Source organism: Enterobacter cloacae complex sp. AR_0002, from assembly GCF_001922365.1.
GTDB classification, from domain to species: Bacteria; Pseudomonadota; Gammaproteobacteria; order Enterobacterales; family Enterobacteriaceae; genus Enterobacter; species Enterobacter hormaechei_C.
This window is the reverse complement of sequence record NZ_CP018814.1, coordinates 2,368,742-2,394,127: the sequence shown is the minus strand read 5'-3', so window position 1 is coordinate 2,394,127 and position 25,386 is coordinate 2,368,742. Positions and strand designations below refer to the sequence as shown.

25 protein-coding genes are annotated in these 25,386 nt (G+C 57.4%); 11 read left to right on the top strand and 14 right to left on the bottom strand.

The genetic code is table 11. The annotated features are described in order from the left end of the window. Positions 1-15: 15 nt before the first annotated feature. The gene (locus AM329_RS11880; protein WP_023324252.1) at positions 16-870 is read right to left on the bottom strand and encodes a hypothetical protein; all 855 of its coding nucleotides are present in this window, start codon (positions 868-870) and stop codon (positions 16-18) included. A gap of 142 nt (positions 871-1,012) precedes the next feature. Between AM329_RS11880 and fetA the strand changes: the two genes are divergently transcribed. Beyond that, positions 1,013-1,684 (top strand): iron ABC transporter ATP-binding protein FetA, encoded by a 672-nt coding sequence (gene fetA, locus AM329_RS11875; RefSeq protein WP_015571235.1) that lies wholly within the window; start codon positions 1,013-1,015, stop codon positions 1,682-1,684. After that, positions 1,677-2,459, top strand: coding sequence for an iron export ABC transporter permease subunit FetB (fetB, locus tag AM329_RS11870; RefSeq protein WP_023324253.1), 783 nt, complete (start codon positions 1,677-1,679; stop codon positions 2,457-2,459). The genes fetA and fetB overlap by 8 nt, the downstream gene beginning before the upstream one ends. A 51-nt stretch (positions 2,460-2,510) precedes the next feature. On the opposite strand, the gene AM329_RS11865 is transcribed toward fetB, so the two are convergent. From AM329_RS11865 to tesA, 3 genes are read right to left on the bottom strand one after another with little or no spacing between them, the layout of a single operon-like run. Further along, positions 2,511-3,365 (bottom strand): co-chaperone YbbN, encoded by an 855-nt coding sequence (locus AM329_RS11865; RefSeq protein ID WP_032608673.1) that lies wholly within the window; start codon positions 3,363-3,365, stop codon positions 2,511-2,513. 58 nt (positions 3,366-3,423) lie between these two features. After that, a complete protein-coding gene (locus AM329_RS11860; RefSeq protein ID WP_006809829.1) occupies positions 3,424-4,233 on the bottom strand; it encodes an SDR family oxidoreductase in 810 nt (269 codons plus the stop codon). Continuing rightward, complete coding sequence (gene tesA, locus AM329_RS11855; RefSeq protein ID WP_003858933.1) at positions 4,214-4,846, bottom strand: multifunctional acyl-CoA thioesterase I/protease I/lysophospholipase L1; 633 nt, start codon at positions 4,844-4,846, stop codon at positions 4,214-4,216. Before tesA ends, AM329_RS11860 begins: the two co-directional genes overlap by 20 nt. Here tesA and ybbA point away from each other — a divergent pair. From ybbA to AM329_RS11840, 3 genes are all read left to right on the top strand, one after another. Next, a complete protein-coding gene (gene ybbA, locus AM329_RS11850) occupies positions 4,817-5,503 on the top strand; it encodes a putative ABC transporter ATP-binding protein YbbA (RefSeq protein ID WP_023315548.1) in 687 nt (228 codons plus the stop codon). The two genes, tesA and ybbA, sit on opposite strands and share 30 nt — an antisense overlap. After that, entirely contained in the window at positions 5,500-7,914 is a 2,415-nt protein-coding gene (gene ybbP / locus AM329_RS11845; RefSeq protein ID WP_023315549.1) for a putative ABC transporter permease subunit YbbP, read from the top strand. Before ybbA ends, ybbP begins: the two co-directional genes overlap by 4 nt. Before the next feature lie 182 nt (positions 7,915-8,096). After that, positions 8,097-9,242, top strand: coding sequence for a porin (locus AM329_RS11840; RefSeq protein ID WP_022650515.1), 1,146 nt, complete (start codon positions 8,097-8,099; stop codon positions 9,240-9,242). 125 nt (positions 9,243-9,367) lie between these two features. Here the strand turns inward: AM329_RS11840 and mnmH are convergent, their stop codons facing one another. The 5 genes from mnmH to ppiB all read right to left on the bottom strand — a co-directional run bounded on the left by mnmH (position 9,368) and on the right by ppiB (position 13,435). Next, a complete protein-coding gene (gene mnmH, locus AM329_RS11835; protein ID WP_032608677.1) occupies positions 9,368-10,438 on the bottom strand; it encodes a tRNA 2-selenouridine(34) synthase MnmH in 1,071 nt (356 codons plus the stop codon). Between the two features lie 84 nt (positions 10,439-10,522). Beyond that, positions 10,523-11,590, bottom strand: coding sequence for a 5-(carboxyamino)imidazole ribonucleotide synthase (purK, locus tag AM329_RS11830; protein ID WP_003858922.1), 1,068 nt, complete (start codon positions 11,588-11,590; stop codon positions 10,523-10,525). Beyond that, positions 11,587-12,096 carry a 5-(carboxyamino)imidazole ribonucleotide mutase gene (gene purE / locus AM329_RS11825; RefSeq protein ID WP_003858921.1) on the bottom strand — a complete coding sequence of 170 codons (510 nt, stop codon included), beginning with the start codon at positions 12,094-12,096 and terminating at the stop codon, positions 11,587-11,589. The genes purK and purE overlap by 4 nt, the downstream gene beginning before the upstream one ends. 118 nt (positions 12,097-12,214) lie before the next feature. Then, complete coding sequence (gene lpxH, locus AM329_RS11820) at positions 12,215-12,937, bottom strand: UDP-2,3-diacylglucosamine diphosphatase (protein ID WP_022650517.1); 723 nt, start codon at positions 12,935-12,937, stop codon at positions 12,215-12,217. 3 nt (positions 12,938-12,940) lie between these two features. Then, the gene (ppiB, locus tag AM329_RS11815; RefSeq protein WP_000256009.1) at positions 12,941-13,435 is read right to left on the bottom strand and encodes a peptidylprolyl isomerase B; all 495 of its coding nucleotides are present in this window, start codon (positions 13,433-13,435) and stop codon (positions 12,941-12,943) included. 175 nt (positions 13,436-13,610) lie between these two features. On the opposite strand from ppiB, the gene cysS reads away from it, so the two are divergent. Beyond that, a complete protein-coding gene (cysS, locus tag AM329_RS11810) occupies positions 13,611-14,996 on the top strand; it encodes a cysteine--tRNA ligase (protein WP_022650518.1) in 1,386 nt (461 codons plus the stop codon). A gap of 88 nt (positions 14,997-15,084) precedes the next feature. Here cysS and AM329_RS11805 read toward each other — a convergent pair whose 3' ends face one another. The 5 genes from AM329_RS11805 to folD form a co-directional block, all read right to left on the bottom strand. Further along, the gene (locus AM329_RS11805) at positions 15,085-15,612 is read right to left on the bottom strand and encodes a metal-dependent hydrolase (protein ID WP_032608679.1); all 528 of its coding nucleotides are present in this window, start codon (positions 15,610-15,612) and stop codon (positions 15,085-15,087) included. Between the two features lie 73 nt (positions 15,613-15,685). Beyond that, positions 15,686-16,702, bottom strand: coding sequence for a Mal regulon transcriptional regulator MalI (gene malI / locus AM329_RS11800; protein ID WP_022650520.1), 1,017 nt, complete (start codon positions 16,700-16,702; stop codon positions 15,686-15,688). Positions 16,703-16,785: 83 nt separating this feature from the next. Further along, positions 16,786-18,285: a PTS transporter subunit EIIC gene (locus tag AM329_RS11795; protein ID WP_032608680.1), complete on the bottom strand. Its 1,500-nt coding sequence runs from the start codon at positions 18,283-18,285 to the stop codon at positions 16,786-16,788. Positions 18,286-18,518: 233 nt separating this feature from the next. Continuing rightward, complete coding sequence (gene ybcJ / locus AM329_RS11790; protein ID WP_022650521.1) at positions 18,519-18,731, bottom strand: ribosome-associated protein YbcJ; 213 nt, start codon at positions 18,729-18,731, stop codon at positions 18,519-18,521. Between the two features lie 2 nt (positions 18,732-18,733). Beyond that, the gene (gene folD, locus AM329_RS11785) at positions 18,734-19,600 is read right to left on the bottom strand and encodes a bifunctional methylenetetrahydrofolate dehydrogenase/methenyltetrahydrofolate cyclohydrolase FolD (protein WP_006809817.1); all 867 of its coding nucleotides are present in this window, start codon (positions 19,598-19,600) and stop codon (positions 18,734-18,736) included. A gap of 310 nt (positions 19,601-19,910) precedes the next feature. Here folD and fimA point away from each other — a divergent pair, with 310 nt between their 5' ends. From fimA to fimH, 5 genes are all read left to right on the top strand, one after another. After that, entirely contained in the window at positions 19,911-20,474 is a 564-nt protein-coding gene (fimA, locus tag AM329_RS11780) for a type 1 fimbrial major subunit FimA (RefSeq protein WP_003858911.1), read from the top strand. A 69-nt stretch (positions 20,475-20,543) separates the two neighbouring features. Beyond that, positions 20,544-21,086: a type 1 fimbrial protein subunit FimI gene (fimI, locus tag AM329_RS11775; protein WP_003858910.1), complete on the top strand. Its 543-nt coding sequence runs from the start codon at positions 20,544-20,546 to the stop codon at positions 21,084-21,086. Positions 21,087-21,120: 34 nt separating this feature from the next. Then, positions 21,121-21,813 carry a type 1 fimbria chaperone FimC gene (fimC, locus tag AM329_RS11770; protein WP_022650522.1) on the top strand — a complete coding sequence of 231 codons (693 nt, stop codon included), beginning with the start codon at positions 21,121-21,123 and terminating at the stop codon, positions 21,811-21,813. A gap of 14 nt (positions 21,814-21,827) precedes the next feature. Continuing rightward, positions 21,828-24,386 (top strand): fimbrial biogenesis usher protein, encoded by a 2,559-nt coding sequence (locus AM329_RS11765; protein ID WP_032608682.1) that lies wholly within the window; start codon positions 21,828-21,830, stop codon positions 24,384-24,386. Beyond that, complete coding sequence (gene fimH / locus AM329_RS11760) at positions 24,379-25,386, top strand: type 1 fimbria D-mannose specific adhesin FimH (RefSeq protein WP_003858903.1); 1,008 nt, start codon at positions 24,379-24,381, stop codon at positions 25,384-25,386. Before AM329_RS11765 ends, fimH begins: the two co-directional genes overlap by 8 nt.

The following is a 25,386-nucleotide window of genomic DNA, read 5'->3' as shown; positions in this document are numbered from 1 at the left end:
GCGGGGCGCAAAGCGTTACTTTTCAGACCAGGTATAGCTGAAGTCAGTGATAAACCCATCCCCGGCGTCAGCGATGGCTTTTGATAATCCCTGATAGTATTTTTCCAGGCCGATGGCCTCTATCTGCTGGATCTGCTCGCGAACGGGAGCGCAGAACAGCACCGCATTGCCCGCTCCGACACGTTTGTTGTTCGGCGGCAGATCGCCAGTAATCGCTTTAAACCAGGTTCTGATCCCTTGCTTTAAGTTGTGCGGCGCTTTTGTAAGATCCTCCTGGCCGGTCAGCACCTGTAGGGTAGGGAATTCATTAGCATTGACGGCGGTTTTCATACGCGCAAAGAACGCGGTAAAAAGCTCAAAAGAGCCGAGATCCGTAACGCGAGGCTTGGTAGTTTTTCCGTTTTTATTGCCCATTTTTCCGGCAGGGGCTGTAGGTGCCGGAACCACATTGACCTTATGCAGATCCAGACCAAACAGCAGATTGCAGTGCGCCCGGCGCTCTTTAAGCGGGTAGGACATCAGCACGTCAATAAACGCCGTCGCCTTCACATCGGCCAGGTCATGGTTAATCAGCCATTGCGAGCGGGCAAATTCCGCAGGGGAAACGAACCAGTCAGGCACCTCAGTAAAGCGTCTGGATTTACCCTTGCCGTCAAACTCGAGAAAGTAAGCCCCATCATCAAAAGCAAAATAGCAGTTTTTAAAGCTACCGATTGTGGTGTTAACGATGAGCGCCTTCTTAACAAAATCGACCACCTCTGCACCCATGACAAAACGCGTGAGTTCAGAAGAATTGATGACTTCCATTAATGTTTCCACATCAGGAACACCAGGCTTCAGGGAGGAGAACTCATAAAAGATATGTGTCATGTTGCTGACTTCCTGTAGTGATAGAGGTGACAATAAACAGGCAAAAAGTTTAACACTTGCTATAGGTTAAGGCTATTCGCGCTGCGTAGCGGAAAGGATTATGCTAAAGGCTCTTCTTATCACAGCGGTTAATGGAATCGGAATGAATAATAAAAAAAATCTTCTGGATATCAGGGATGTTGGCTTTCGTGTGGGTGATAACACCATCCTTCAGCACGTCGATTTTTGTCTCTCTCCGGGCGAATTTAAACTGATAACCGGTCCCTCCGGCTGCGGCAAAAGCACCCTCCTGAAAATCGTGGCTTCGCTACTGAGCCCAACGGAGGGAACCATCCTGTTTGCAGGAAAAGATATCGCCACGCTTTCACCGGAAAGCTATCGCCAGCAGGTGTCATACTGCGTGCAAACGCCGTCCCTGTTTGGCGACACGGTGTACGACAATCTGGTTTTCCCCTGGCACATCCGCAACCAAACGCCTGATCCGAAAAAGTTTACCGACGATCTGACCCGGTTCGGGCTTTCGCCGGAGACGCTGACCAAATCGATCGCCGAACTGTCGGGAGGGGAAAAGCAGCGCGTCTCGCTGATCCGTAACCTGCAATTCTTGCCGAAGGCGCTGTTGCTGGACGAAATCACCAGCGCGCTGGATGACGCTAACAAGCGCAACGTCAATGACATTATCCATCGCTACGCCCGGGAGCAGAATATTGCCGTGCTGTGGGTGACGCATGATTCAAATGAAATTACCCATGCGGATGATGTCATCACGCTCAGGCCGCAGGGCGGGAAAATGGAGGAGGCTCACCGTGGGTGAACATAACATAACCAACGAATCGCTGGCGCTGTCAATGGTCCTGGTGCTGGTGGCGATTGTGGTCAGCTACCGGGAAAAGCTGGGGCTGGAAAAAGATATTCTTTGGAGTATCGCCCGCGCGGTCATTCAGCTCATCATCGTCGGCTATGTGCTGAAATACATCTTCAACGTCAATCATGCCGTGCTGACCCTGTTGATGGTGCTATTTATCTGCTTTAACGCGGCATGGAACGCGCAGAAACGCAGTAAATACATCGATAAAGCGTTCATTTCGTCGTTGATCGCCATCACTACCGGGACCGCGTTAACGCTGGCTGTGCTGGTGCTTTCCGGCTCGATAGAATTTACGCCGATGCAGGTGATCCCCATTTCCGGGATGATTGCGGGCAATGCGATGGTGGCGGTCGGGTTGTGCTACAACAATCTGGGGCAACGGTTCAGCAGTGAACGGCAGCAGCTTCAGGAGAAGCTAAGCCTTGGCGCGACGCCGAAAGTGGCCTCGGCGAGGTTGATCCGCGACAGCATTCGCTCTTCGCTGATCCCAACGGTGGATTCCGCCAAAACGGTGGGGCTGGTGAGCCTGCCGGGCATGATGTCGGGGCTGATTTTTGCCGGTATCGATCCGGTAAAAGCCATTAAATACCAGATTATGGTGACGTTTATGCTGCTCTCTACGGCGAGCCTGTCCACCATCATTGCCTGCTACCTGACCTATCGGAAGTTTTACAACGCGCGCCACCAGCTGGTGGTGACGCAGTTGAAAAAGACGGGGTAATATCTGCTTTTATAGGCCCGGTAAGCGTTAGCGCCACCGGGCATTTTTTTGCTAGTAGAGCAACGCGTACAGCTGACGACGATATTTCGACGCCAGCGCGTCACCGGTACCCAGCGCGGCCAGGATCTCCTGGAACATCTTCCGCGCCTGTCCGTCTGCGGCGCCCAGGTCCTTTTGAAGATGGCTAAACAGCAGCTCCAGCGCCTCTTCGTTACGCCCCACCTGATGAAGCTGAAGCGCCAGCTGGCTTGCCAGCGCGGCATCCTGCGGGTTGTCCGCAACCTGCTGCTGAAGCTGTTGAATTTCAGGGGTATCGGCCGCCTGTTTAAGCAGGTCAATCTGCGCCACCAGACCCTGATAACGGGTATCCTGATCCTGCATCGGCACCGTTTTCAGCACGGCTTCCGCGTCTTCAGGGCGGTGCAGTGCAATCTGGGTCTCTGCCAGCAGCAGACCAATCTGGCTGTTCTGGTTCGACAGCTGCCACGCGTCTTTTAACAGCGGCAGCGCCTCGTCGTACTTGCCTTCCTGCATCAGCACCATGGCTTCCTGCGCTTTCAGCTCTTCTTCGCGCGGCAGGACTTTATCCAGCAGGGCGCGGATCGCCTCTTCCGGCTGCGGCCCCTGGAAGCCATCCACCGGCTGACCGTTCTGGAACAGGTAGACGGTTGGGATCGCGCGCAGGCCAAACTGGGAAGCCACCATCGGTTCGGCGTCACAATCCAGCTTCGCCAGAATGAACTGACCGTTGTACTGCGCGGCAAGGCTTTCCAGGACCGGCGTCAGTTGCAGGCAGTGTTGGCTGCGTTCAGACCAGAAGTAGAACAGCACCGGTTTAGTCATTGACTGTTCGAGCGTCTGTTGCAGGTTAGCTTCAGTTATGTTGACGATATTCTGTACGGACATGCGGCATTCTCTTTTATCGGTTTACTCTTTACATGGGGGTAAGCGTGGTCGCTTCAACTCAACCCTGCAAAATTTTGTCCATCATCCGCCCCGGCAGCAGGCGTTTCAACCAGCCGACGGCATGGGTCACCAGCGTGACCGGATAGCGCATTTTAGGGGTATCGCTCTCAAACGCGTGGCGCACTTTGGCAACGACGGCTTCTGGCCCAAGCGTAAAACGCGCCGCGATGCCGGGATTTTCGACCGGTTTGTCCGCCTGCGTCTGGTTAACGTTTTCCGTAAAGCGGGTGCGGATCGGGCCGGGTTCAATCAGGCTGACCTTAATACCGCTGTGGCGCAGCTCCATGCGCAACGCATCGGACCAGGCTTCAAGCGCATATTTACTGGCAGCGTAAGCCCCGCGGCCCGGCGTGGAGATCAGGCCCATCACCGAGGAGGTCATGACAATCCGCCCTTCGCCGTGCGGCAGCATGGCCGGGAGAAGGCGCATGGTAAGCTGATGCGCCCCGAAAAAGTTTGCGGAGAACTGCTGCTCCAGCTGTTCCCGTGAGAGAGTCTGTAGCGGGCCGTACACGCCGTAGCCCGCATTGTTGAACAGACCGTAAAGACGGTTGTTGGTCAGGGCGATAACCTCATCGGCGGCCTGCTCTACGCTCTCTGGCGAATCAAGATCCAGCAGAATGCCGGTAAATCCCAGCCCTCGCATGCGTTCGACATCCTCGGGTTTGCGGCAGGCTGCCAGCACCCAAAACCCCTGACGTTTCAGTTCAAGGGCGCTTTCAAGGCCAATTCCGCTGGAACATCCTGTTATTAAGACCGATTTTTGCATAACTTTACCTGTCAGGTTCTCAGCTGTTTGACGAGTCATGTTTTACTAAAGGAGCCAGCCGGGTTGCCATCCAGTCGGCAATAAACGGCTGGGCATCGCGATTGGGGTGAATGCCATCATCCTGCATCCACTGGGGTTTCAGATAGACCTCTTCCATGAAAAATGGCAGCAGCGGAATATCAAACTCTTTGGCAAGCTTAGGATAGATCGCGCTAAACGCCTCATTATACCGACGGCCGTAGTTAGCGGGCAGGCGAATTTGCATCAGCAGCGGCTGGGCATTGGCGGCCTTAATGGTTTGCAAAATGGTCCGCAGCGTTTGCTCCGTTTGCTGAGGCTGGAAGCCGCGCAAACCATCATTACCGCCCAGTTCGACCAGCACCCAACGCGGTTGATGCTGCTTAAGCAGGGCAGGCAGGCGCGATAAGCCTTGCTGCGACGTATCGCCGCTGATGCTGCCGTTCACGACAGAGGCCCGGGACTGCCATTTATCATTGAGCAGGGCGGGCCAGGCCGCACTGGCGGCCATACGATAGCCCGCGCTCAGGCTGTCGCCCAGAATCAATAACGTGTCCGCAGCCGCCGCGCGGAAGGTCATCAGCATCAAAAACAGGAAGGGCAAATGCCAGCGGAAAACATTGTTGAAGTTCATCGTCTTAAGAAGTCCGTCGGTCAGGGGGAACACGAGCTTTCCATCCTCACCGGAGTTGAACTCGTTGTCAAACGTGCCGAAACCATCGCCCTGATTGGTGAATCCGGTTCCGGTAAGTCCACGCTGCTGGCCATTCTCGCCGGTCTGGACGATGGCAGCAGTGGGGAAGTGAACCTGGTCGGCCAGCCCCTCCACGCGCTTGATGAAGAGGCCCGCGCCGCGCTGCGAGCCCGGCATATCGGGTTTGTCTTTCAGTCATTCATGCTGATCCCGACGCTGAACGCGCTGGAAAACGTTGAGCTACCTGGCCTGCTGCGCGGTGAAAATACCCGTGAAAGCCGCGATCACGCGAAGGCGTTGCTGGAACAGCTGGGGCTGGGAAAACGTCTCGACCACCTTCCGGCACAGCTTTCCGGCGGTGAGCAGCAGCGCGTGGCGCTGGCCAGGGCGTTTAACGGGCGCCCGGAAGTGCTGTTTGCCGATGAGCCAACGGGCAATCTCGACCGTAAAACCGGGGACAAAATTGCCGATCTGCTGTTTTCCCTCAACCGCGAGCACGGCACCACACTGATTCTGGTTACCCACGACCCGCAGCTGGCCGCCCGCTGCGACCGCCGCCTGCGGCTGGTGAACGGTATTCTTCAGGAGGAAGCATGATTGCCCGCTGGTTCTGGCGCGAGTGGCGCTCGCCCTCGCTGCTGATTGTCTGGCTGGCGTTGAGCCTCGCGGTGGCCTGCGTGCTGGCGCTCGGTAGCGTCAGCGATCGTATGGAGAAAGGGCTTAGCCAGCAGAGTCGGGAATTTATGGCCGGGGACCGGGCTCTGCAAAGTTCTCGCCCCGTGCCGCCGGGCTGGATTGAGGAAGCGCGCAAAGAGGGGCTGAAAGTAGGGGAGCAGATCACCTTTCAGACCATGACCTTTGCGGGCGACACGCCGCAGCTTGCCAGCGTAAAAGCCGTGGATGACATCTACCCGATGTACGGTGACTTACAAACCAGCCCGCCGGGGCTAAAACCGACGGCCGGTACGGTCCTGCTGGCATCGCGACTGATGGCGCTGCTGAACCTGAAGCCCGGCGACAGTATCGACGTCGGCGACGCGACACTCAAAATTGCCGGGGAAGTGGTGCAGGAGCCCGACTCCGGATTTAATCCGTTCCAGCTTGCGCCGCGCCTGCTGATGAACACCGCGGATGTGGCGAAAACCCACGCCGTCCAGCCGGGAAGCCGTGTCACCTGGCGGTATAAGTTTGGCGGAACGCCAGCTCAGCTGGAGGCGTACGAAAAATGGCTCCTGCCGCAGCTCAAGCCGGAACACCGCTGGTACGGACTGGAGCAGGATGACGGGGCGCTCGGCAAATCTCTTGAGCGTTCTCAGCAGTTCCTGCTGCTGTCGGCGCTGTTAACCCTGCTGCTTGCCATTGCGGCGGTTGCCGTGGCGATGGGGCACTACTGCCGCAGCCGTTACGATCTGGTGGCGATCCTCAAAACCCTCGGCGCGGGCCGCGCGCAACTGCGCAAGCTGATTGTCGGCCAGTGGCTGATGGTGCTGGCGCTGTCGGCTCTGACCGGCGGGGCGATAGGGCTGCTGTTTGAAAAGCTTCTGATGGTGCTGCTCAAACCGGTACTGCCCGCCGCATTACCGCCTGCCAGCCTCTGGCCGTGGCTGTGGGCAATCGGCGCGATGACGACGATCTCCCTGCTGGTGGGGTTACGCCCGTACCGGCTGCTACTCGCCACCCAGCCGCTGCGCGTGCTGCGCCGCGATGTGGTGGCCAGCGTTTGGCCGCTGAAGTTCTACCTGCCGGTGATTATTGCGGTGGCGGTCGGGCTGCTGGCCTGGCTGATGGGCGGCAGTACGCTGCTGTGGGCGGTGCTGGCGGGCGCGGTGGTGCTGGCGCTGCTGTGCGGCGTAGTGGGCTGGATACTGCTTAATGTGCTGAGAAAGCTGACAGTTAAATCACTTCCCATACGGTTAGCGGTTAACCGACTGCTGCACCAGCCGTGGTCTACCCTCAGCCAGCTCTCGGCATTTTCGCTGTCGTTTATGCTGCTGGCGCTTCTGCTGGTGCTGCGCGGGGATCTGCTGGATCGCTGGCAGCAGCAGCTTCCGCCAGAAAGCCCGAACTATTTCCTGATCAACATCGCGCCCGAGCAGGTGACGCCGCTGAAGGGCTTCCTGTCCGAGCATCACATTATTCCCGAGTCGTTCTATCCGATCGTGCGCGCCCGACTGACGCAGATCAACGGCCAGTCGACGGAGGGAAATAAGGATGAATCGCTCAACCGCGAACTCAACCTGACCTGGCAGGCGAAACGTCCGGACCATAACCCGATCGTTGCTGGCACCTGGCCGCCGAAAGCGGGGGAAGTGTCGATGGAGGAGGGGCTGGCGACACGCCTGAACGTGAACCTCGGCGACAGCGTGACCTTCACCGGTGATACCCAGGATTTCACCGCCAAAGTTACCAGCCTGCGTAAAGTGGACTGGGAAAGCCTGCGGCCAAACTTCTTCTTCATCTTCCCGCCGGGTGCGCTGGACGGACAGCCCCAGAGCTGGCTCACCAGCTTCCGCTGGGAAAACGGCAACGGCATGCTGACGCAGCTTAACCGGGAATTTCCGACGGTGAGCCTGCTGGATATCGGCGCGATCCTTAAACAGGTCGGGCAGGTGCTGGAGCAGGTAAGCCGCGCGCTGGAGGTGATGGTGGTGCTGGTGACGATCTGTGGCATATTGCTGCTGCTGGCGCAGGTGCAGGTCGGCATGCGTCAGCGTCATCAGGAGCTGGTTGTCTACCGCACGCTGGGGGCCAGTAAACGGCTGCTGCGCGCCACGCTGTGGAGCGAATTTGCCCTGCTCGGGCTGGTGGCGGGCCTGGTGGCGGCCATCGGGGCGGAAACGGCGCTGGCGGTACTCCAGAGCAAAGTCTTCGACTTCCCGTGGGAGCCCGACTGGCGGCTGTGGCTCACGCTGCCCGTCTGCGGCGCCGTGCTGCTGTCCCTGTGCGGCGGCTGGCTCGGATCCCGGCTGTTGAAAGGTAAAGCGCTATTCCGCCAGTTTGTCAGCTAGTTTACTGACGTGATGATGACGCACCGGCATTTCTGCTGGTGCGTCATTGCTTAACGGCACAAATCGTTAATGCCCCTGCATTTAGTAGCACAAAACATTAAAAACCCGCCCACACAGCCCGAATTTTTCCGGTTAATATTCACCAGCTAAATATTTAGCAGCGTGTCTATCAAGGAAAAAGAATGACTATAAGAAAAACAGCGCTGGCGACAACGATCGGCGCAGCAGTGGCATTGGCTTCTTTCGCATCCCAGGCGGAAATCACTCTTCTGAAACAGGATCCGCAGGCGGGTAACCCGCTGAGCCGCCTGAACTTCACCGTTGGCGGTAGTATTCGTCCTCAGTTCCAGAACATGACCGGCGATGACGGCAAAAACGGCTACAAGCGCAACGGCTTTGACGGCGGTACCCGCTTCCGTTTCGCGGCAGACTACTACCTGTTCGATGACATCAGCTGGATCACTTACTACGAGCTGGGTGTGAACATTCCGGCGCAGTTTAACTGGGATAACCACTACGCCGACGGCGCGCACGATACTTCACGCCGTATGCTCTACACCGGTCTGAAGAGCGACACCTGGGGTACGCTGACCTTCGGCCAGCAGAACAGCGTGTACTATGACGTGGTGGGCGCAAAAACCGATATCTGGGACTACGACATGATTGGTCAGGCGCCAGGTAACGGGATTAATGGCGACTACGACGGCTCTTACCGTTCACGCCAGATGCTGAAGTACAAGAAAACCGTGGGCGATGCTGACATCTACGCCTCTTACCTGTTTGAAGACAGCGAATACCTGCCGGGCAACGGCCTGCGCTACAAGCGTAAAGGCGGCGGTTCACTGGGTATCGATTATCACCTGACCACCGATCTGACCTGGGGCGCAGCGTGGAACTACACCCGCGCGGACATGCGTAACCCGGACAACGGCGACAGCAAATCCTACGACCAGAACATCCTTGGTACCGCCCTGAGCTGGACGCCGGATAACTGGACCTTCTCCGCAGGCGGCGGCTGGTATCAAAACTTCCTGACCACCAAAAAAGTGTCCGTTAACGACTACTTCGCCGGTGATGCATGGGGTATTGAATACTTTGCGGGTTACAAGTTCCCTGTTGGTCAGTATGCGGTGAAATCCATCCAGCCGTACTTCATGGGCGACCGTATCGAGTACGTGAATGGCCGTAACTACCAGCGCATCGACAACGGTGTGGGTATCAGCTTCCAGCTGGATTACGGTTTCCGCGTGGATTACGAACACGTGTTCACCTCCAGCACCGACAACCTGGGCGACATGAACCTGGTGCGTCTGCGTTACGACTTCTAAGTTGTCATGTAGGGTGCGGCCTGATGCCCTCACCCTGACCCTCTCCCACGGGGAGAGGGAAAAAACATTAAAAACGGCAACCCAGGTTGCCGTTTTGCTTTTACCTCGCCACCCGGCTTTATTTTTCAGCGATCGAGCCACTCAGCAATTTCTTCGTACGTCCCGCGATACACAATCTTCTCCGCCTTTTTCTCCAGCTGATAGCCGTACATCGGGTCGTAATAATCCTTCAGCAGCGGCACAAGCCAGCTGAAGTGCGCGTCAGTGCTGCCAGTACGCTGTTGCTCGACAAGCGCGGCATCCAGCAGGGCGGTAAATTCCGCGAAGCGTTGCAGTCCCAGACGGCGACGAATGGCGTACAGGCCGTGATGCAGATATTCGCTATACGCTTTCCAGCCCGCTTTCTCGCCGTAGGCAGCAGAAAAATCGGCCCACATATGGTCGAAATACTCTTCGCGCAGGCGCTCCAGGCGGACTTCAAAGGGGTCTTCGACGACAACGACAGGGGCGTCAACCATGCGGTCGCGCAGGCATTCCGGCAGGTGGTTAGAGCCAATCATCCGGCCTTCATCTTCCAGCACCCAGCGCGCGGCGTCTTTTTTTAGCAGTTCGACGGCAAGGTGATTTTCAAAACTGGCCTGGGAAAGCTGCGGGGTGAGCGTGCGACCAAATGATGAGCCGCGATGGTGCGCCAGCCCTTCCAGATCGATGCCCTGCGCATGCTGCTTAACCAGCAGCGTTTTACCGTTTCCGGTACAGCCGCCGATAAGCACCATCGGTTTTTGTGACTGCTCAATGGTCACCTGAATCGCCGTCTGACGCAGGGCCTTATAGCCGCCGCGGATCAGCGGATAATCGATTCCCGCCTCTTTCAGCCAGGCCTGGGAGATGTGTGAGCGCTGACCACCGCGCGCGCAGCAAAGGTAGCCCTCAGGATGGGCCAGGCTGGCTTCCCGCCAGGCGTTGATGCGCGCCTCTCGCGTCTCGCCGTTGACCAGGCTATGGCCGAGCGCCAGCGCGGCGTCCGGACCCTGGCGTTTATAGCAGGTGCCGACGGCGGCACGCTCGTCGTCGTTCATTAAGGGCAGGTTGAGTGCGGCGGGCATCGCACCCTGGGCAAATTCGATCGGCGCGCGAACGTCGATTAAAGGGGTATCGGACGCGAGGAGCGCGCGATAGTCCGTTCCATCGTTCATGGTGATTCCAGAAGAAAACTGAGCAGTAATGGGCGGGAATTGTACGCCGGGGAAGGGGAAGGTCAACTCCCCGGCGGGGGATACTTACTTCAGTTTTGACTGCGCCCAGACAATGCCGCTCGCGTATTCTGGCGGCAGCAGGGGAACAATCGCTTCCAGCGTAGCGCTCAGACGGTCCGTGTCGGTATCGTTCAGGTTCAGGTGGCCGACCTTACGCCCCGGACGTACCTCTTTGTCGTACCAGTGCAGGTGCACCAGCGGCAGCTTCAGCCAGTTGTAGTTCAGATCGGTGCCGATCAGGTTGATCATCACCGACGGGCTGGTCACCACCGGCTGCGGCAGCGGCAGGTCAGTGATGGCGCGCAGGTGCAGCTCGAACTGGCTGATGGAGGCGCCGTTTTGCGTCCAGTGACCGCTGTTGTGCACGCGCGGCGCAAGTTCGTTGATCAGCAGACCCGACGGCGTGACGAAACACTCCATCGCCATTACGCCCACATAGCCCAGCTCATGCATGATGGCAGAGAGCATTTCTTCCGCCTGCGCCTGCTGGTCAGCATTGGCCTGCGGGAAGGCGACGCTGGTGCGCAGAATCCCGTCCTGATGCAGGTTATGCGTTAGCGGGTAAAAAACGGTGTGCCCGTCATGCCCGCGCGCGCCCACCAGCGACACTTCACCGCTGAAATTTATGCCCTGCTCAACGATACACTCGCCGTAGCAGTCATCCGGCAGCTCGGCGGTGTCGTTCGCGCGCAGGCGCCACTGCCCGCGGCCGTCGTAGCCGCCGACGCGACGCTTCACAATCGCCAGGTCTCCCAGCATCGCAAAGACGTCATCCCATTCGCGCTTATCGGAAAGCAGCTGCCACGGCGCGGTCGCGAGGCCGAGCTTGTCGAAAAGCTGCTTTTGCGTCAGGCGGTCGGCAATGATCGGAAACACGTCGCGGTTTACAAAGGCGTTATGGCGCGCCAGCTCGCGGGTCAGGGCGGTTTCCGGCCAGCGTTCAATTTCGGCGGTGATCACGCTCTGGTGGAACGGCACGGCTTCCGGCTCGGCATCCAGCCCGACGGGCCAGACGGCAATACCCAGCGGCTCACCGGCCTGACGCAGCATCCGGCCAAGCTGACCATTACCAAGAACGCAAACCTGCTTCATGCTGCACCCCGCGGATCCGGGTTATCCAGCACCTCGTCGGTCTGGGCTTTACGCCACTCCGCCAGACGCTGATGTAACTCTTTATCATGCGTCGCCAGGATCTGCGCGGCCAGCAGGGCGGCATTTGCCGCACCCGCTTTACCAATCGCCAGCGTACCGACAGGAATACCGCGCGGCATCTGGACGATAGAGTAAAGGCTATCAACCCCGCTTAACGCGGCGCTTTGCACAGGAACACCCAGTACCGGCACCAGCGTTTTGGCGGCAATCATGCCCGGCAGATGTGCTGCGCCGCCCGCACCGGCAATGATCACCTCGTAACCGTTCTCTTCGGCGCTTTCGGCGAAGCTGAACAGTTTATCCGGCGTACGGTGCGCGGAAACCACTTCGACGTGGTGCGGAACATTCAGGATTTCAAAGATTTCGGCGGCGAACTGCATGGTAGCCCAGTCGCTTTTGGACCCCATCACGATGGCGACACGCGCCGGATTATTGCGGGAAGACATGCGTCTTAAAACTCCTGTGGTGCGGAACACACTGCTTTCGAGGGCACAGAGAATAGCATGTAATACCGGCAAGGAAAACGGTTGCGTGGTCGGGAAATGGGCGAAAAGACGGGGAGGGTTAAAACGGGAAGGCGATCAGTTCAACACCTTCCGGCGTGACTTTGACCATCGATCCTTCGCTGTGCCAGGCCCCTAAAACCACGCGATGGGCGGGCTCGCCGTTGGCGATAAGGGAATGCACATCGGGACGATGGGTATGGCCATGGATCAGCCACTGAACGCGATGCTTCTCCATCACCTTCACCACCGCCTGCGGGTTGACGTCCATGATGGTCATCGATTTGCTGCTGTTGGCGGCCTTGCTGCCCGCGCGCATTCTGGCGGCGATGCGGTTGCGAATAAACAGCGGCAGGGCGAGGAACACTTTCTGGATCCACGGGGTGTGAACTTTGGCGCGAAACGCCAGGTAGCCGGTATCGTCAGTGCAGAGCGTGTCGCCGTGCATGATCAGAATATTGCGGCCATAGAGGTTTAGCACCTGCTCTTCCGGCAGCAGCGTCATGCCGCTCTCGCGGGCGTAGCGCTGGCCGATCAGGAAATCACGGTTGCCGTGAATGAAATAGCAGGGGACGCCGGAATCCACCAGCGTTTTAATGGCCGCAGCCATCTCACGGTGCAGCGGGTTCGGATCGTCGTCGCCAATCCAGGCCTCAAACAGGTCGCCCAGAATGTACAGCGCGTCGGCGTTTTTCGCTTCACCGCGTAAAAAACGCAGAAAACCGGCGGTTATCGCCGGTTCTTCTGTTTGCAGATGCAGATCCGCAATAAAGAGTGTCGCCACGAATTACTCGCTGACGGTCACGCTTGTAATCACAACGTCTTCTTTAGGAACGTCCTGGTGCATACCGCTGCGGCCAGTAGAAACGGCTTTGATCTTGTCGACCACGTCCATCCCTTCAACCACTTCTGCGAATACGCAGTAGCCCCAGCCTTGCAGACTTTCGCCAGAGAAGTTCAGGAAGTCGTTGTCCGCTACGTTGATGAAGAACTGTGCGGTTGCAGAATGTGGCGCCTGAGTACGGGCCATTGCCAGCGTACCACGGGTGTTTTTCAGGCCGTTGTTCGCTTCGTTTTTGATCGCTTCTTTCGTCTCTTTCTGGCGCATGCCAGGCTCGAAACCGCCGCCCTGGATCATAAAGCCGTTGATCACACGGTGGAAAATAGTGTTGTTGTAGAAACCTTCGCGGCAGTAGTCCAGGAAGTTTTTAACTGTTTCAGGCGCTTTGTCATCAAAGGTTTTGATTACGATATCGCCATGATTAGTGTGGAAAGTAACCATTTTTGCATCCTGTTCCGTTATTGTGGTGCGTCGACCCGTGCTCGGGTCACATATAGGGGCTTGTTATAGCATAACCACAGGACACGATCACCTTGCATTGTGTGCTGACCGTACTCCGAATTATGGGTATTATAAGGAACAAACAATCCACACACGTGTTTACATGGAATCTTCGATGTTAAAAATCTTTAATACAATGACGCGCCAAAAAGAGGAATTTAAACCTATCCATGCCGGGGAAGTCGGCATGTACGTGTGTGGTATTACGGTTTACGATCTCTGTCACATCGGCCATGGCCGTACCTTTGTCGCGTTCGACGTGGTGTCACGCTACCTGCGCTTCCTGGGCTACAACCTGAAGTATGTGCGCAATATCACCGACATCGACGACAAAATCATTAAACGTGCTAATGAAAATGGCGAAAGCTTTGTCGCGCTGGTGGATCGCATGATCGCCGAAATGCACAAGGATTTTGACGCCTTAAATATTCTGCGCCCGGACAGCGAGCCGCGTGCGACCCACCATATCCATGAAATCATTGATATCACCCAAAAGCTGATCGAGCGCGGTCACGCCTATGTGGCGGACAACGGCGACGTGATGTTCTCGGTGCCGACGGACCCAACCTACGGTGCGCTTTCCCGCCAGGATCTGGACCAGCTCCAGGCCGGTGCGCGCGTGGACGTGGTTGACGTGAAGCGTAATCCGATGGACTTCGTGCTGTGGAAGATGTCCAAAGCGGGCGAACCGAGCTGGCCATCCCCGTGGGGCGAAGGGCGTCCGGGCTGGCACATTGAATGTTCCGCGATGAACTGCAAGCAGCTGGGCAACCATTTCGACATCCACGGCGGCGGTTCGGATCTGATGTTCCCGCACCACGAAAACGAAATCGCGCAGTCCACCTGTGCTCACGGCGGCGAGTACGTGAACTACTGGATGCACTCCGGGATGGTGATGGTTGACCGCGAGAAGATGTCGAAATCGCTGGGTAACTTCTTCACCGTGCGCGACGTGCTGAAGTATTACGACGCGGAAACCGTGCGTTACTTCCTGATGTCTGGCCACTATCGCAGCCAGCTGAACTACAGCGAAGAGAACCTGAAGCAGGCGCGCGCTGCGCTGGAGCGTCTGTATACCGCACTGCGCGGCACCGACAAGTCTGTTCCGGCCGCAGGCGGCGAGGCGTTCGAAGCCCGCTTCGTTGAGGTCATGAACGACGACTTCAACACCCCTGAAGCCTATTCCGTGCTGTTCGACATGGCGCGTGAGGTGAATCGCCTGAAGTCAGAAGATATGGCGGCGGCCAATGCGCTGGCGTCTCATCTGCGTAAGCTCTCTTCCGTGCTCGGCCTGCTGGAGCAGGAGCCGGATGTGTTCCTGCAAAGCGGCGCGCAGGCGGACGACGGCGAAGTGGCGGAAATTGAAGCACTGATTAAAGCGCGTCTGGAAGCGCGTCAGGCGAAAGACTGGGCGGCGGCGGATGCGGCGCGTAACCGTCTGACCGAGATGGGCATTATTCTGGAAGATGGCCCGCAGGGAACCACCTGGCGTCGTAAGTAATTTTCTCCTCACTCTAACCCTCTCCCACTGGGAGAGGGAATTGTTAGGTTTTCCCCCTCTCCACGTGGGAGAGGGCCGGGTGAGGGCATCAGCGCGCACGTTTTCTCCACCATAACATCCCCATCAGCACCATCCCCGGCAGCCACACCCACAGCAGTTCCAAGATAATGACCTCATGCCCGTATGGCGTGGTATAGCGCGACAGCGCAAACGGCGCGACTTTGATCACCTGCCACGGCGCAAAGAAGCGCTCATCTGACCAGGGCCACAGCCAGCCGACGCCTTTACCGCCGGTGGTGATCGAATCCAGCAGGCTGTGCGACAGCAGCGACACGGTTAAAAACAGCCAGCAGCGCGTCAGGCTGGCCCTGAACCATCGTCGGCCTGCCAGCACGCAGAGTATCGGCACCACCAGGGCAAACAGTAGCGAATGAGTGAAACCGCGATGGCCGAAAATATTCCCGTAGGCAACACCGAATTTAAACGCCAGTACATCGGCATCGGGCAGCATGGCGAGGACGATCCCGGCAAACAGCAGGCGGGGTGGGATGACGTTGGTTCCGAGCCCTAAGCCCAGACACAGAGGTACGGCAGCGTGGGTGATAACGGTAGGCATTGCATTTATCCATGGCAAATCATGGAAATATAGCAGTCATCTCGCGCTAAAAGACCCATGCTAAATTCTGATTTTACGCCGATTCCCGCGCGATAAGCTGCCCGGAGAGGGTTATGCGCTGCGTTTGCAGGTCCGGCTCTTTCAGCCTGCGGATCATCAGCCCTGCCGCCTGGCGGCCGGTCTCTTCGCTGGCAGACGAAACGTAAGTCAGTGACGGCGACGTGAGATTAACGTGGAGCATATCTTCAAAACCAATCAGCGCCACCTGCTGGGTTAAAAACACGTCTTTACCCACCGTGCGCCCCACCTGGTGAATACCTGAGATCGAACCGATCATCGCGTCCGGTGAATGGCAGAGCAGGGCGGTAATCGTGTTGTTCTTCTCCAGCAGCTGGCGAGTCGCCATGGCCGCCGCCTGCGTGTCATCGGTGCAGGCTGGAGAATATTCCTCACGCCAGATCAGACCGTTCTGCGTCATCGCGCTGCGAAAACCGAGCAGGCGCTGCTCGCGGATACGGCACCCGTCGCGCCCGCCAATGTAGGCGATGGTGCGGTGCCCGCGCTCGATAAGATAACGCGCGGCCAGGTTCGCCGCCTGGCGGTTATCGCGCATCACCAGATTGCATTTCTCTTCCAGCAACGACTGCGAAACCGCCACAAGCGGCAGCGGGCAGTGGCGAATGTGTTCCGGGAGAGAGGCGGTGCGGGTGTCCGACGCCAGGTAGATGACGCCCGCCACGCCCTGCTGCTTAAACGAGAGCAGGGTACGCTCAAGATGTTCGCCGTCATTCAGCGGCTGACCGAGAAAAACCATATAACCCTGCTTCTCCAGCTCCTGAACGATGCTCGCCATCACCTTGATGGAAAAGCTGTCGCTGAAGTCGCGCAGGATCAGGCCGATTAAGTTGGAGGTGTTGGCGCGAAGATTGGCAGCGGCGACGTTATGAACATAGCCCAGCGTTGTGATGGCGGCATTGACCTTCCCGATCGTCGCCTCTGAGATCTTCCCTTTCTGGCGCAGCACCAGCGAAACGGTAGAAACCGACACGCCCGCATGCTTTGCGACATCAATGATGCTGACTTTCTTCAAAACCGCTCCCTGAAATTTACCGATTATCAGCCAGATAAGAGGCGACCCCCAGCGTACAGGAGACGCCTCCTTCAGGCATCTTATTATTTGCCAATCATCGTGGACATCGTCTGGGCGATAAACTGTGCTCTGGCCCCGAAAATCACCTGTATCCCGTTATCGCCCACGAACACCACGCCGCGCGCGCCAAGCCCATTCAGCCCGTCCCGGTCCACTGCTTCGCTCTTCGCCACTTCCAGACGCAGACGCGTGATGCAGGAGCCGACGGAATCAATGTTCTGCGCACCGCCCAGCAGGCCGATGATTTCGGTGGCAAGTTCGGAATCGGACTTGTCATTCGCGCTGGCGGTCACTTCGGTGCGGCCCGGCGTTTTCACGTCGAAACGGCGGATCACGAAGCGGAAGGTGAAGTAGTAGATTAATGCCATCGGAATGCCGATGATAATGGCGCTCAGGAAGTTGGTCTGATAGCCGTTAAACGACGGCAGGATCCCGAACGACAGGTAGTCGATAAAGCCCGCCGAGAACGACTTGGCGATATGCGCATGCAGCAGGTACATGGTCATGTACGCCAGGCCTGCCATGATGGCGTTGAAGACGTAAAGGATCGGCGCCACGAAGATAAAGGTGAACTCTACCGGCTCGGTGATGCCCGTCAGGAAGCAGGTGAGGGCGGCGGAGAAGAGAATACCGGCCGCGATTTTCTTATTCTTCGTGTGCGCTTCGTGGTACATCGCCAGACACGCCGCGGGCAGTGCGAACAGCATCAGCGGGAACTCGCCCTGCATGAATTTCCCGGCGTTCTGGTAGGTGTCGCTGCTGAAGGATTTCACTCCCTCTTCCAGCATCTTGAACCAGATGGTCTGGTCGCCGTGGATCACCTGACCCGCCTGGGTAGTGTAATCCCCGAACGAATACCAGAAGGAGGGATACCAGATGTGGTGCAGGCCGAGCGGGATCAGCGCGCGCTCCACCAGCCCGAAGATAACGGTCGAGGCCGCCTGGTTATCGCCGTTCACCACCACGGACAGGGCGTCGATGCCGGACTGAATATGCTGCCAGACGTACGGCAGCAGCAGGCCGAGCAGGAACGACAGAAACGCCGTCGCAATCGCCACAAAGCGCTTGCCGGAGAAGAAGCCGAGGAATTCCGGCAGCTGCATGGTGTGGAAGCGGTTGTAACACCAGGCCGCAAGAATACCGCAGATCAGGCCGCCAAAGACGCCCATCTGTAACGTCGGAATGCCGACGACCATGGCGTATTTCCCGCCCTGGGAGGCCATTTCCGGCGTAATGCTCAGCACGGTGCTGATGGTGATGTTAGTGACAAACACGGAGACCGCCGCAGAGAGAGCGGCAATGCCGGATTCCGAAGCCAGTCCGACGGCAGAGCCGATGGCGAAGAGCATTGGCAGGTTATCAAAGATAACCCCGCCTGCGTTCATCATCAGCGGCAAGTGGAACTTATCGCCGAAGGCCAGCAACAGGCCCGCAGCGGGAAGCAGTGAAATTGGCAGCATTAAGGCGCGACCAATCATCGATAACTTAGACAGCGATTTAACAAACCCTGATATCAGGCTCATGCTGATTTCCCCCGAGTAGCGCTTTTTTTGCGCTGTTATTGTAAGTAGAACGTTTTAGTAGAACGTTCTACTTATCGTGGGGAAAGTCTGAAAATCGCGCAACTTAAACTTCACATTTCGCCAAAGGGAATAGTGATTATTTGAAGTTGATCGATAATTAACCGTGATGGGTGTGAGGGGATGTTTATCCCCTCTCCCTGTGGGAGAGGGTTAGGGTGAGGGCATCAGACAGCTCAGGCCGTCACGGTCACGCTCTGACCTGCGAAGCTCACGGTCTGACCCGCGACAATTTTGCAGCGCTTGCGGGTTTCCACCGCGCCGTCTACTGTTACCTGCCCGTCGGCGATGACGATTTTCGCCTGCGCGCCGCTTTCGCTCCAGCCTTCCAGCTTCAGCAGATCGCACAGCTCAACGTGCGGGTGTTTACCTAAAGAAAAAGTTGCCATGATTACGCGTCCTCTACGTCGTGATACTCCTCGCACGCCTGCAAGGTATTCTGAATCAGTGTTGCTACCGTCATCGGGCCAACGCCGCCCGGGACCGGAGTAATATAGGATGCGCGCGCTGCGGCATCTTCATACACCACGTCGCCAACCACTTTGCCGTTTTCCAGGCGGTTAATACCCACGTCCACGACGATTGCGCCCTCTTTGATCCACTCGCCCGGAATAAAGCCCGGCTTGCCGACCGCAACGATCAGCAGATCGGCGTTTTCGACGTGATGACGCAGGTTTTTGGTGAAGCGGTGGGTGACGGTGGTGGTGCAGCCCGCCAGCAGCAGCTCCATGCTCATCGGACGGCCCACGATGTTGGAGGCGCCAATCACCACGGCGTTCAGGCCATAGGTATCGATGTTATAACGCTCCAGCAGCGTCACGATGCCGCGCGGGGTGCATGGACGCAGGCGCGGCGCGCGCTGGCACAGGCGGCCTACGTTATACGGATGGAAACCGTCAACGTCTTTGTCCGGCGCGATACGCTCCAGCACCTTCACGTTGTCGATGCCCGCAGGCAGCGGCAGCTGAACCAGGATACCGTCGATCTCTTTATCGGCATTCAGGGTGTCGATCAATTCCAGCAGTTCCGCTTCGCTGGTGGTTTCCGGCAGATCGTAAGAGCGGGAGACGAACCCCACCTCTTCACACGCTTTGCGTTTGCTGCCGACATAAATTTGCGAAGCCGGGTTGCTGCCAACCAGCACAACGGCCAGCCCGGGGGCGCGAAATCCGGCGGCTTTACGCGCCTTCACTTTTTCCGCAACCTCAGAGCGCACCTGCTGCGCAATCGTTTTACCGTCAATAATCTTTGCTGCCATCAGAGAGAAGATTCCGTCTGTAACGTTAGAAAGGGGGGATTGCCTGTATTTTGTCAGAAGCGAGCGCCGCTGTCAGTCACCCTTTACGAGATTTCATCGATGTCCCGCAAAATCCCTTCTCAGGGCATGGTCAATTTCTTAGAGGTGATTAGGATGTGACCTGGCTAAATGGCAGCGTTTTGACATATTACAAAATAGATTCCTGAGCTACTTTGTCCTCTCCGAAATAAGCCTTCAATTTTTTAATTGAACGTATTTCTTATTCCCGAATATGCGCGGGAAGGGTTATTTACATTTTAAAGGAATAGACATGAAACTCAGCAACATTGCTTCTACTGTTATTGCAACTCTGGCCCTGGTCGCGGGTGCCGCTCACGCAGAAGATCCGGTAGCGCCTGTATCTGTAAACGGTGGTACGGTGCATTTTAAAGGTGAATTAGTGAATGCCGCGTGTTCAGTGAATACTGACTCTTCAGAGCAGACGGTTAATCTTGGCCAGTACCGTACCGCGAAATTCACTAAAGTGGGTGACACCACCTCCAATATTCCGTTCACCATCGAACTGAACGACTGCGATCCTGCGGTAGCGAAAACCGCTGCTGTCGCGTTTACCGGCCAGATCGACGCCACCGACAAAACGCTGCTGGCGGTAAGCTCCGGTAACAACGACAACTCCGCGAAGGGCGTAGGTATTGAGATCCTCGACAGCAAATCCTCCACGCTGACCCCGGACGGCGCAACCTTCTCTGCGGCGCAGAACCTGATTGAAGGGACTAACACCCTGAACTTCACCGCGCGCTACAAAGCCACGGCGGCGACCACCGAGCCAGGCCAGGCAAACGCGGACGCAACATTCGTAATGAAATACGAGTAATGCCTGAGTACAGGGATGTGGCTGGCCTCAGGGAAGAGGTCTTTTGATCGCCTATACCGGGAGCGAAGGATGACAAGGACTGGGATACTGCTGTGCGCCCTTGCGATTGCCCCAGCGGTAAACGCACATACCGTGGTTATTGACGGCGGCAAAGTACACCTCAGGGGAGAGCTGGTTAACGGCGGTTGCGCCGTGGCTCCGGACAGCCAGAATATGCGCGTGGATATGGGGCAATACCGCACAAACGCCTTTTCCGGCGTCGGCAGCTTTTCCACGGTTAATGTGCCTTTCACCGTACGTCTGCTGGATTGCAGCGTGGACGTCTCCCGCACCGTGGGGATCCAGTTCCAGGGAGTGACACCGGCAGAAGACCCGCAGGTTTTCCTGGCGACATCGCGGCCGGGGGAAAATGCGGTCAGCAGTGGTGTCGGGCTGGCGCTTTTTGACGAACAGCAACGTCAGATCATCCCGAACGCGACGGCGGTGAGCTGGTTACCCATTAACACCCGCGAGCTGGTATTTCATTTCAGCGCCCGCTACCGGGCAATTTCCGAACACCTTGTCCCAGGCACTATTCAGTCGAATGTCTGGTTTACGTTGATTTATCCCTGACGCCTGCGAACTAATTATTAAAGGTACGGTTGTGATGAACACCCTGATTAAACCTGGACTGTTTTTATCTTTTATTTTGATGATGGTTTCTGCCAGCGCGAATGCGTCCGGCGGAATTGCGCTGGGCGCGACGCGCGTTATTTATCCGGCCGATGCCAAACAAACGTCGCTGGCGATCACCAACAGCAATAAACAAGAGCGCTATTTAATTAACGCGTGGATAGAAAATGCCAACGGGCAAAAGGAAAAAACCTTTGCCGTCACGCCGCCGCTGTTTGTCAGCGAGCCGGCCAGCGAAAACACCCTGCGCATTATCTACGCAGGCCCGGCGCTGCCTGCCGATCGCGAATCGCTCTTTTACATGAACGTCAAAGCGATTCCCTCCGTCAGCAAAAAACATCAGGACGGCAACAACGTCCTGCAACTGGCTATTCTGTCACGTATCAAGCTGTTTGTTCGCCCGGCTAACCTGGCGATGCCGCCGGAAGAGGCGCTCTCACAGCTGCGCTTTGAGCGCGTCGGCAACCATCTTAAGGTGAGCAATGCCTCACCGTATTACGTCACGCTGGTCAATCTGAAGCTCGGCGGACAGACGCTGGATAACCTGATGGTTGCTCCTAAAAGCTCGGCGCAGCAGGTGCTGCCTGCCGCTACGAGCGGCACGCTCTCCTGGCAGAGTGTGAATGACTATGGCGCCATTACGCCGGCGCGTAGCGTCAGCCTGTGAGCAGAGACAGGGCGATGAACACTCAATGGCGTTACTGCCCGGTTGCGCTGGCACTGATGGCAACGCTCTGGCCACTCGCTGGCTGGGGCGAAAGCTACTTTAACCCGGCGTTTCTCTCCGATGACACGGCGAACGTCGCGGATTTGTCGCGTTTTGAAAAAGGCCACCAGCAGGCACCGGGCGTCTATCGCGTCGATATCTGGCGTAACGATGAGTTTATCGGCACGCAGGACGTGCGGTTTGAGCAAGCTGACAACACGCCGCCGGTCGCAGGCGGTTTGTCGCCGTGCATTACGCGCGCGATGCTCGATCGCTTTGGCGTCAATATCGCCGCCTTCCCGGAACTGAGCAACGTGCAGGGCGATACCTGCGTTCCGCTCACAACGGCTATTCCGGGCAGCGAAGCGGCGTTCAACTTCGCCTCGTTGCGCCTGAACGTCAGCCTGCCTCAGGTGGCGATGCAAAACAGCGCCCGCGGATATATTCCGCCTGAACAGTGGGATGAAGGCATCCCTGCCGCGCTGCTGAACTACAGCTTTACCGGCAACCGGGGCAGCGACGACGACAGCTACTATCTGAACCTGCAAAGCGGGTTGAACTATGGCGCCTGGCGATTACGCAATAACGGCGCGTGGCGTTATACCGAAAGCAACGGCCAGCGGCACAGCAGCTGGCAAAATATTGGTACCTGGGCGCAGCGTACGATCATCCCGCTGAAAAGCGAGCTGGTGCTTGGCGACAGCAACACCGGTAACGATGTCTTCGACAGCGTCGGTTTTCGCGGTGGTCGCCTCTATTCGTCCGACAGTATGTACCCGGACAGTCTGCAAGGTTACGCGCCTACCGTGCGCGGAATCGCCCGCACCCCTGCCAAAGTGGTGATCCGCCAGAACGGATACGTGATTTACCAGAGCTATGTGCAGCCGGGGGCTTTTGCGATAACTGATCTTAACCCGACCTCCTCAAGCGGTGACCTGGAGGTGACGGTGGAAGAGAAGGACGGCAGCCAGCAGCGCTACACCGTCCCGTATTCCACCGTTCCGCTGCTCCAGCGTGAAGGACGCTGGAAATACGATCTGGTGGCAGGGGACTATCGCAGCGGCAACAGCGAGCAGGACACGCCGTTCTTTACTCAGGGTACGATGATTGCGGGTCTTGCCGACGGCTACACGCTGTACGGCGGAACGCAGCTGGCCTCGCGCTATACCGCCATCGCCATTGGCGCGGGTAAAAACCTCGGTGACTGGGGGGCGGTTTCACTTGATCTCACCCATGCCCGCAGCCAGCTTGCCGATGACAGCCGCCATGAAGGGCAGTCCCTGCGGTTCCTGTACGCAAAATCCCTTAACGGATTCGGCACCAACTTTCAGCTGCTGGGCTATCGCTACTCGACCAAAGGCTTCTACACCCTCGACGATGTGGCCTGGCGCACAATGGAAGGCTACCAGTATGGCGACGATCAGGACGATGACGGCGTGCCGGACGTGCAGAGCTATCACAACCTGACGCTGAATAAAAAAGGGCGTTTCCAGCTCAATATCTCCCAGTCTCTTGGCGATTACGGCTCGGTGTACGTGTCGGGCAGCCAGCAAAGTTACTGGGGCACCAGCGAATCCAACGTCTGGTATCAGCTTGGCTACGCGGGCGGGGTGAAAGGGGTCAGCTACGCCTTATCCTGGTCGTGGAACAAGGCCGTCGGCATTGAAGGAACCGACCGGATCGCCTCGTTCAACGTCTCCGTCCCGTTCAGCCTGTTCACCCGTCACGGCTACCGTCGCGATAACGCGATCGACCGGGCCTATGCCACTGCCTCTGCCAGCCGTAACAGCGACGGTGATACCAGCTGGCAGACCGGGATCAGCGGAACGCTGCTAAAAGATCGTAACCTGAACTACAGCGTTACGCAGGGCCACACCAGCAATAACGGTGCCAGCGGCAGCGCCAGCGCTAACTGGCAGGCAACGTACGGTACGCTGGGCGTGGGCTACAACTACACGCGGGATCAGCACGACCTCAACTGGCAGCTTTCCGGCGGCGTGGTAGGGCATTCAGACGGCATCACATTCAGTCAGCCGCTGGGCGATACCAACGTCTTGATCAAAGCGCCGGGCGCGTCAGGCGTGAGCGTCGAAAACCAGACCGGCGTCAAAACAGACTGGCGTGGCTATGCGGTGATGCCGTACGCCACGGTGTACCGTTACAACCGCGTGGCGCTCGACACTAACACCATGAGCAACAACACCGACATTGAAAATAACGTTTCCAGCGTCGTGCCGACGAACGGTGCGCTGGTGCGCGCCAGTTTTGACACCCGCATCGGCGTGCGCGCGTTGCTCACCGTTAAGCGTGATAACCAGCCTGTGCCGTTTGGGGCGGTGGTGCGTGAGACGCAGAGCGGCGTAACCAGCATGGTGGGAGATGACGGTCAGATTTACCTGAGCGGGCTGCCACTGAGCGGGGAGCTGCTGATTCAGTGGGGAGACGGGAAGCAGTCCCAGTGTCGTGCGCCCTACAGCCTGCCAGAACAGAGCCTGCAACAGGCGATCACACTTAAGGGGATCCGCTGTGAATAAAATCCATTATCTGGGGCTATCCCTGCTGGCATTTTTGCCGCTATCTCAGGCGTTCGCCACCGTCTGCGTCAATGAAAATGGCGTGCCGACGGAGGTGTATTACGACCTGACGGATAAATTCAACAGCTCCAATAACCAGGTGGGGCAGATTGTCACACTCAGCGAGAAGTCTCAGTGGGTGGGTGTTAACGCCGTCTGTCCTAAGGGAACGTCCGGGAACACCACCAAGCGCAGCTATGTTACCGATTTCCCGGTCACGGGCACCAGCGATGGCTACCAGTATCTGAAGCTTAACGACTATCTGGACGGAGCGATGAAAATCACCGACAGCTACGCTGGCACCTTCTATCCACCCAGAAAGTACATTCAGATGGGGAGCCATCCGAACGTGTCTAAAAACAAACCGTTTGGTGTACAGGATTCCAGCCTCGTCTTTCGGCTTAAGGTGACCCGACGCTTTATCAATATGGTAGTGATCCCCCGGGCGACCATGTTCCGGGTTTACGTCACCACGACCTCCTCGGATCCGCTCACCACGCCGGTTTATACCATCAGCTACAGCGGGACCATTCAGGTGCCTCAGAGCTGTGAAATTAATGCCGGGAATGTGGTGGAGTTCGATTTCGGAGACATCGGCGCCTCCCTGTTCAGTAAAGCGGGCATTGGGAATAAGCCGGAGGGGATCTCAGCGCAAAGCAAAACCATCGGCATAAAATGCACCAACGTCGAGGCGAACGCCATGCTCACGATGCGTGTTGAAGCGGAGAAGGTTTCAGGCAGTACGCTGGTTTCCGATAACGCGGATGTGGGTTTTGTGATTGCCAACAGTAATGGCGTGCCGCTGACGCCCAACAACCTGACCAGCAAAATCCCGTTCCGTCTGGACGACAGCGCTCAGGCACAGGTGGGGATCCGCGCGTGGCCCGTCAGCGTGACCGGTAAAAAACCTGCCGAGGGGCGTTTTACCTCTCGCGGCTATTTACGCGTCGACTACGACTAA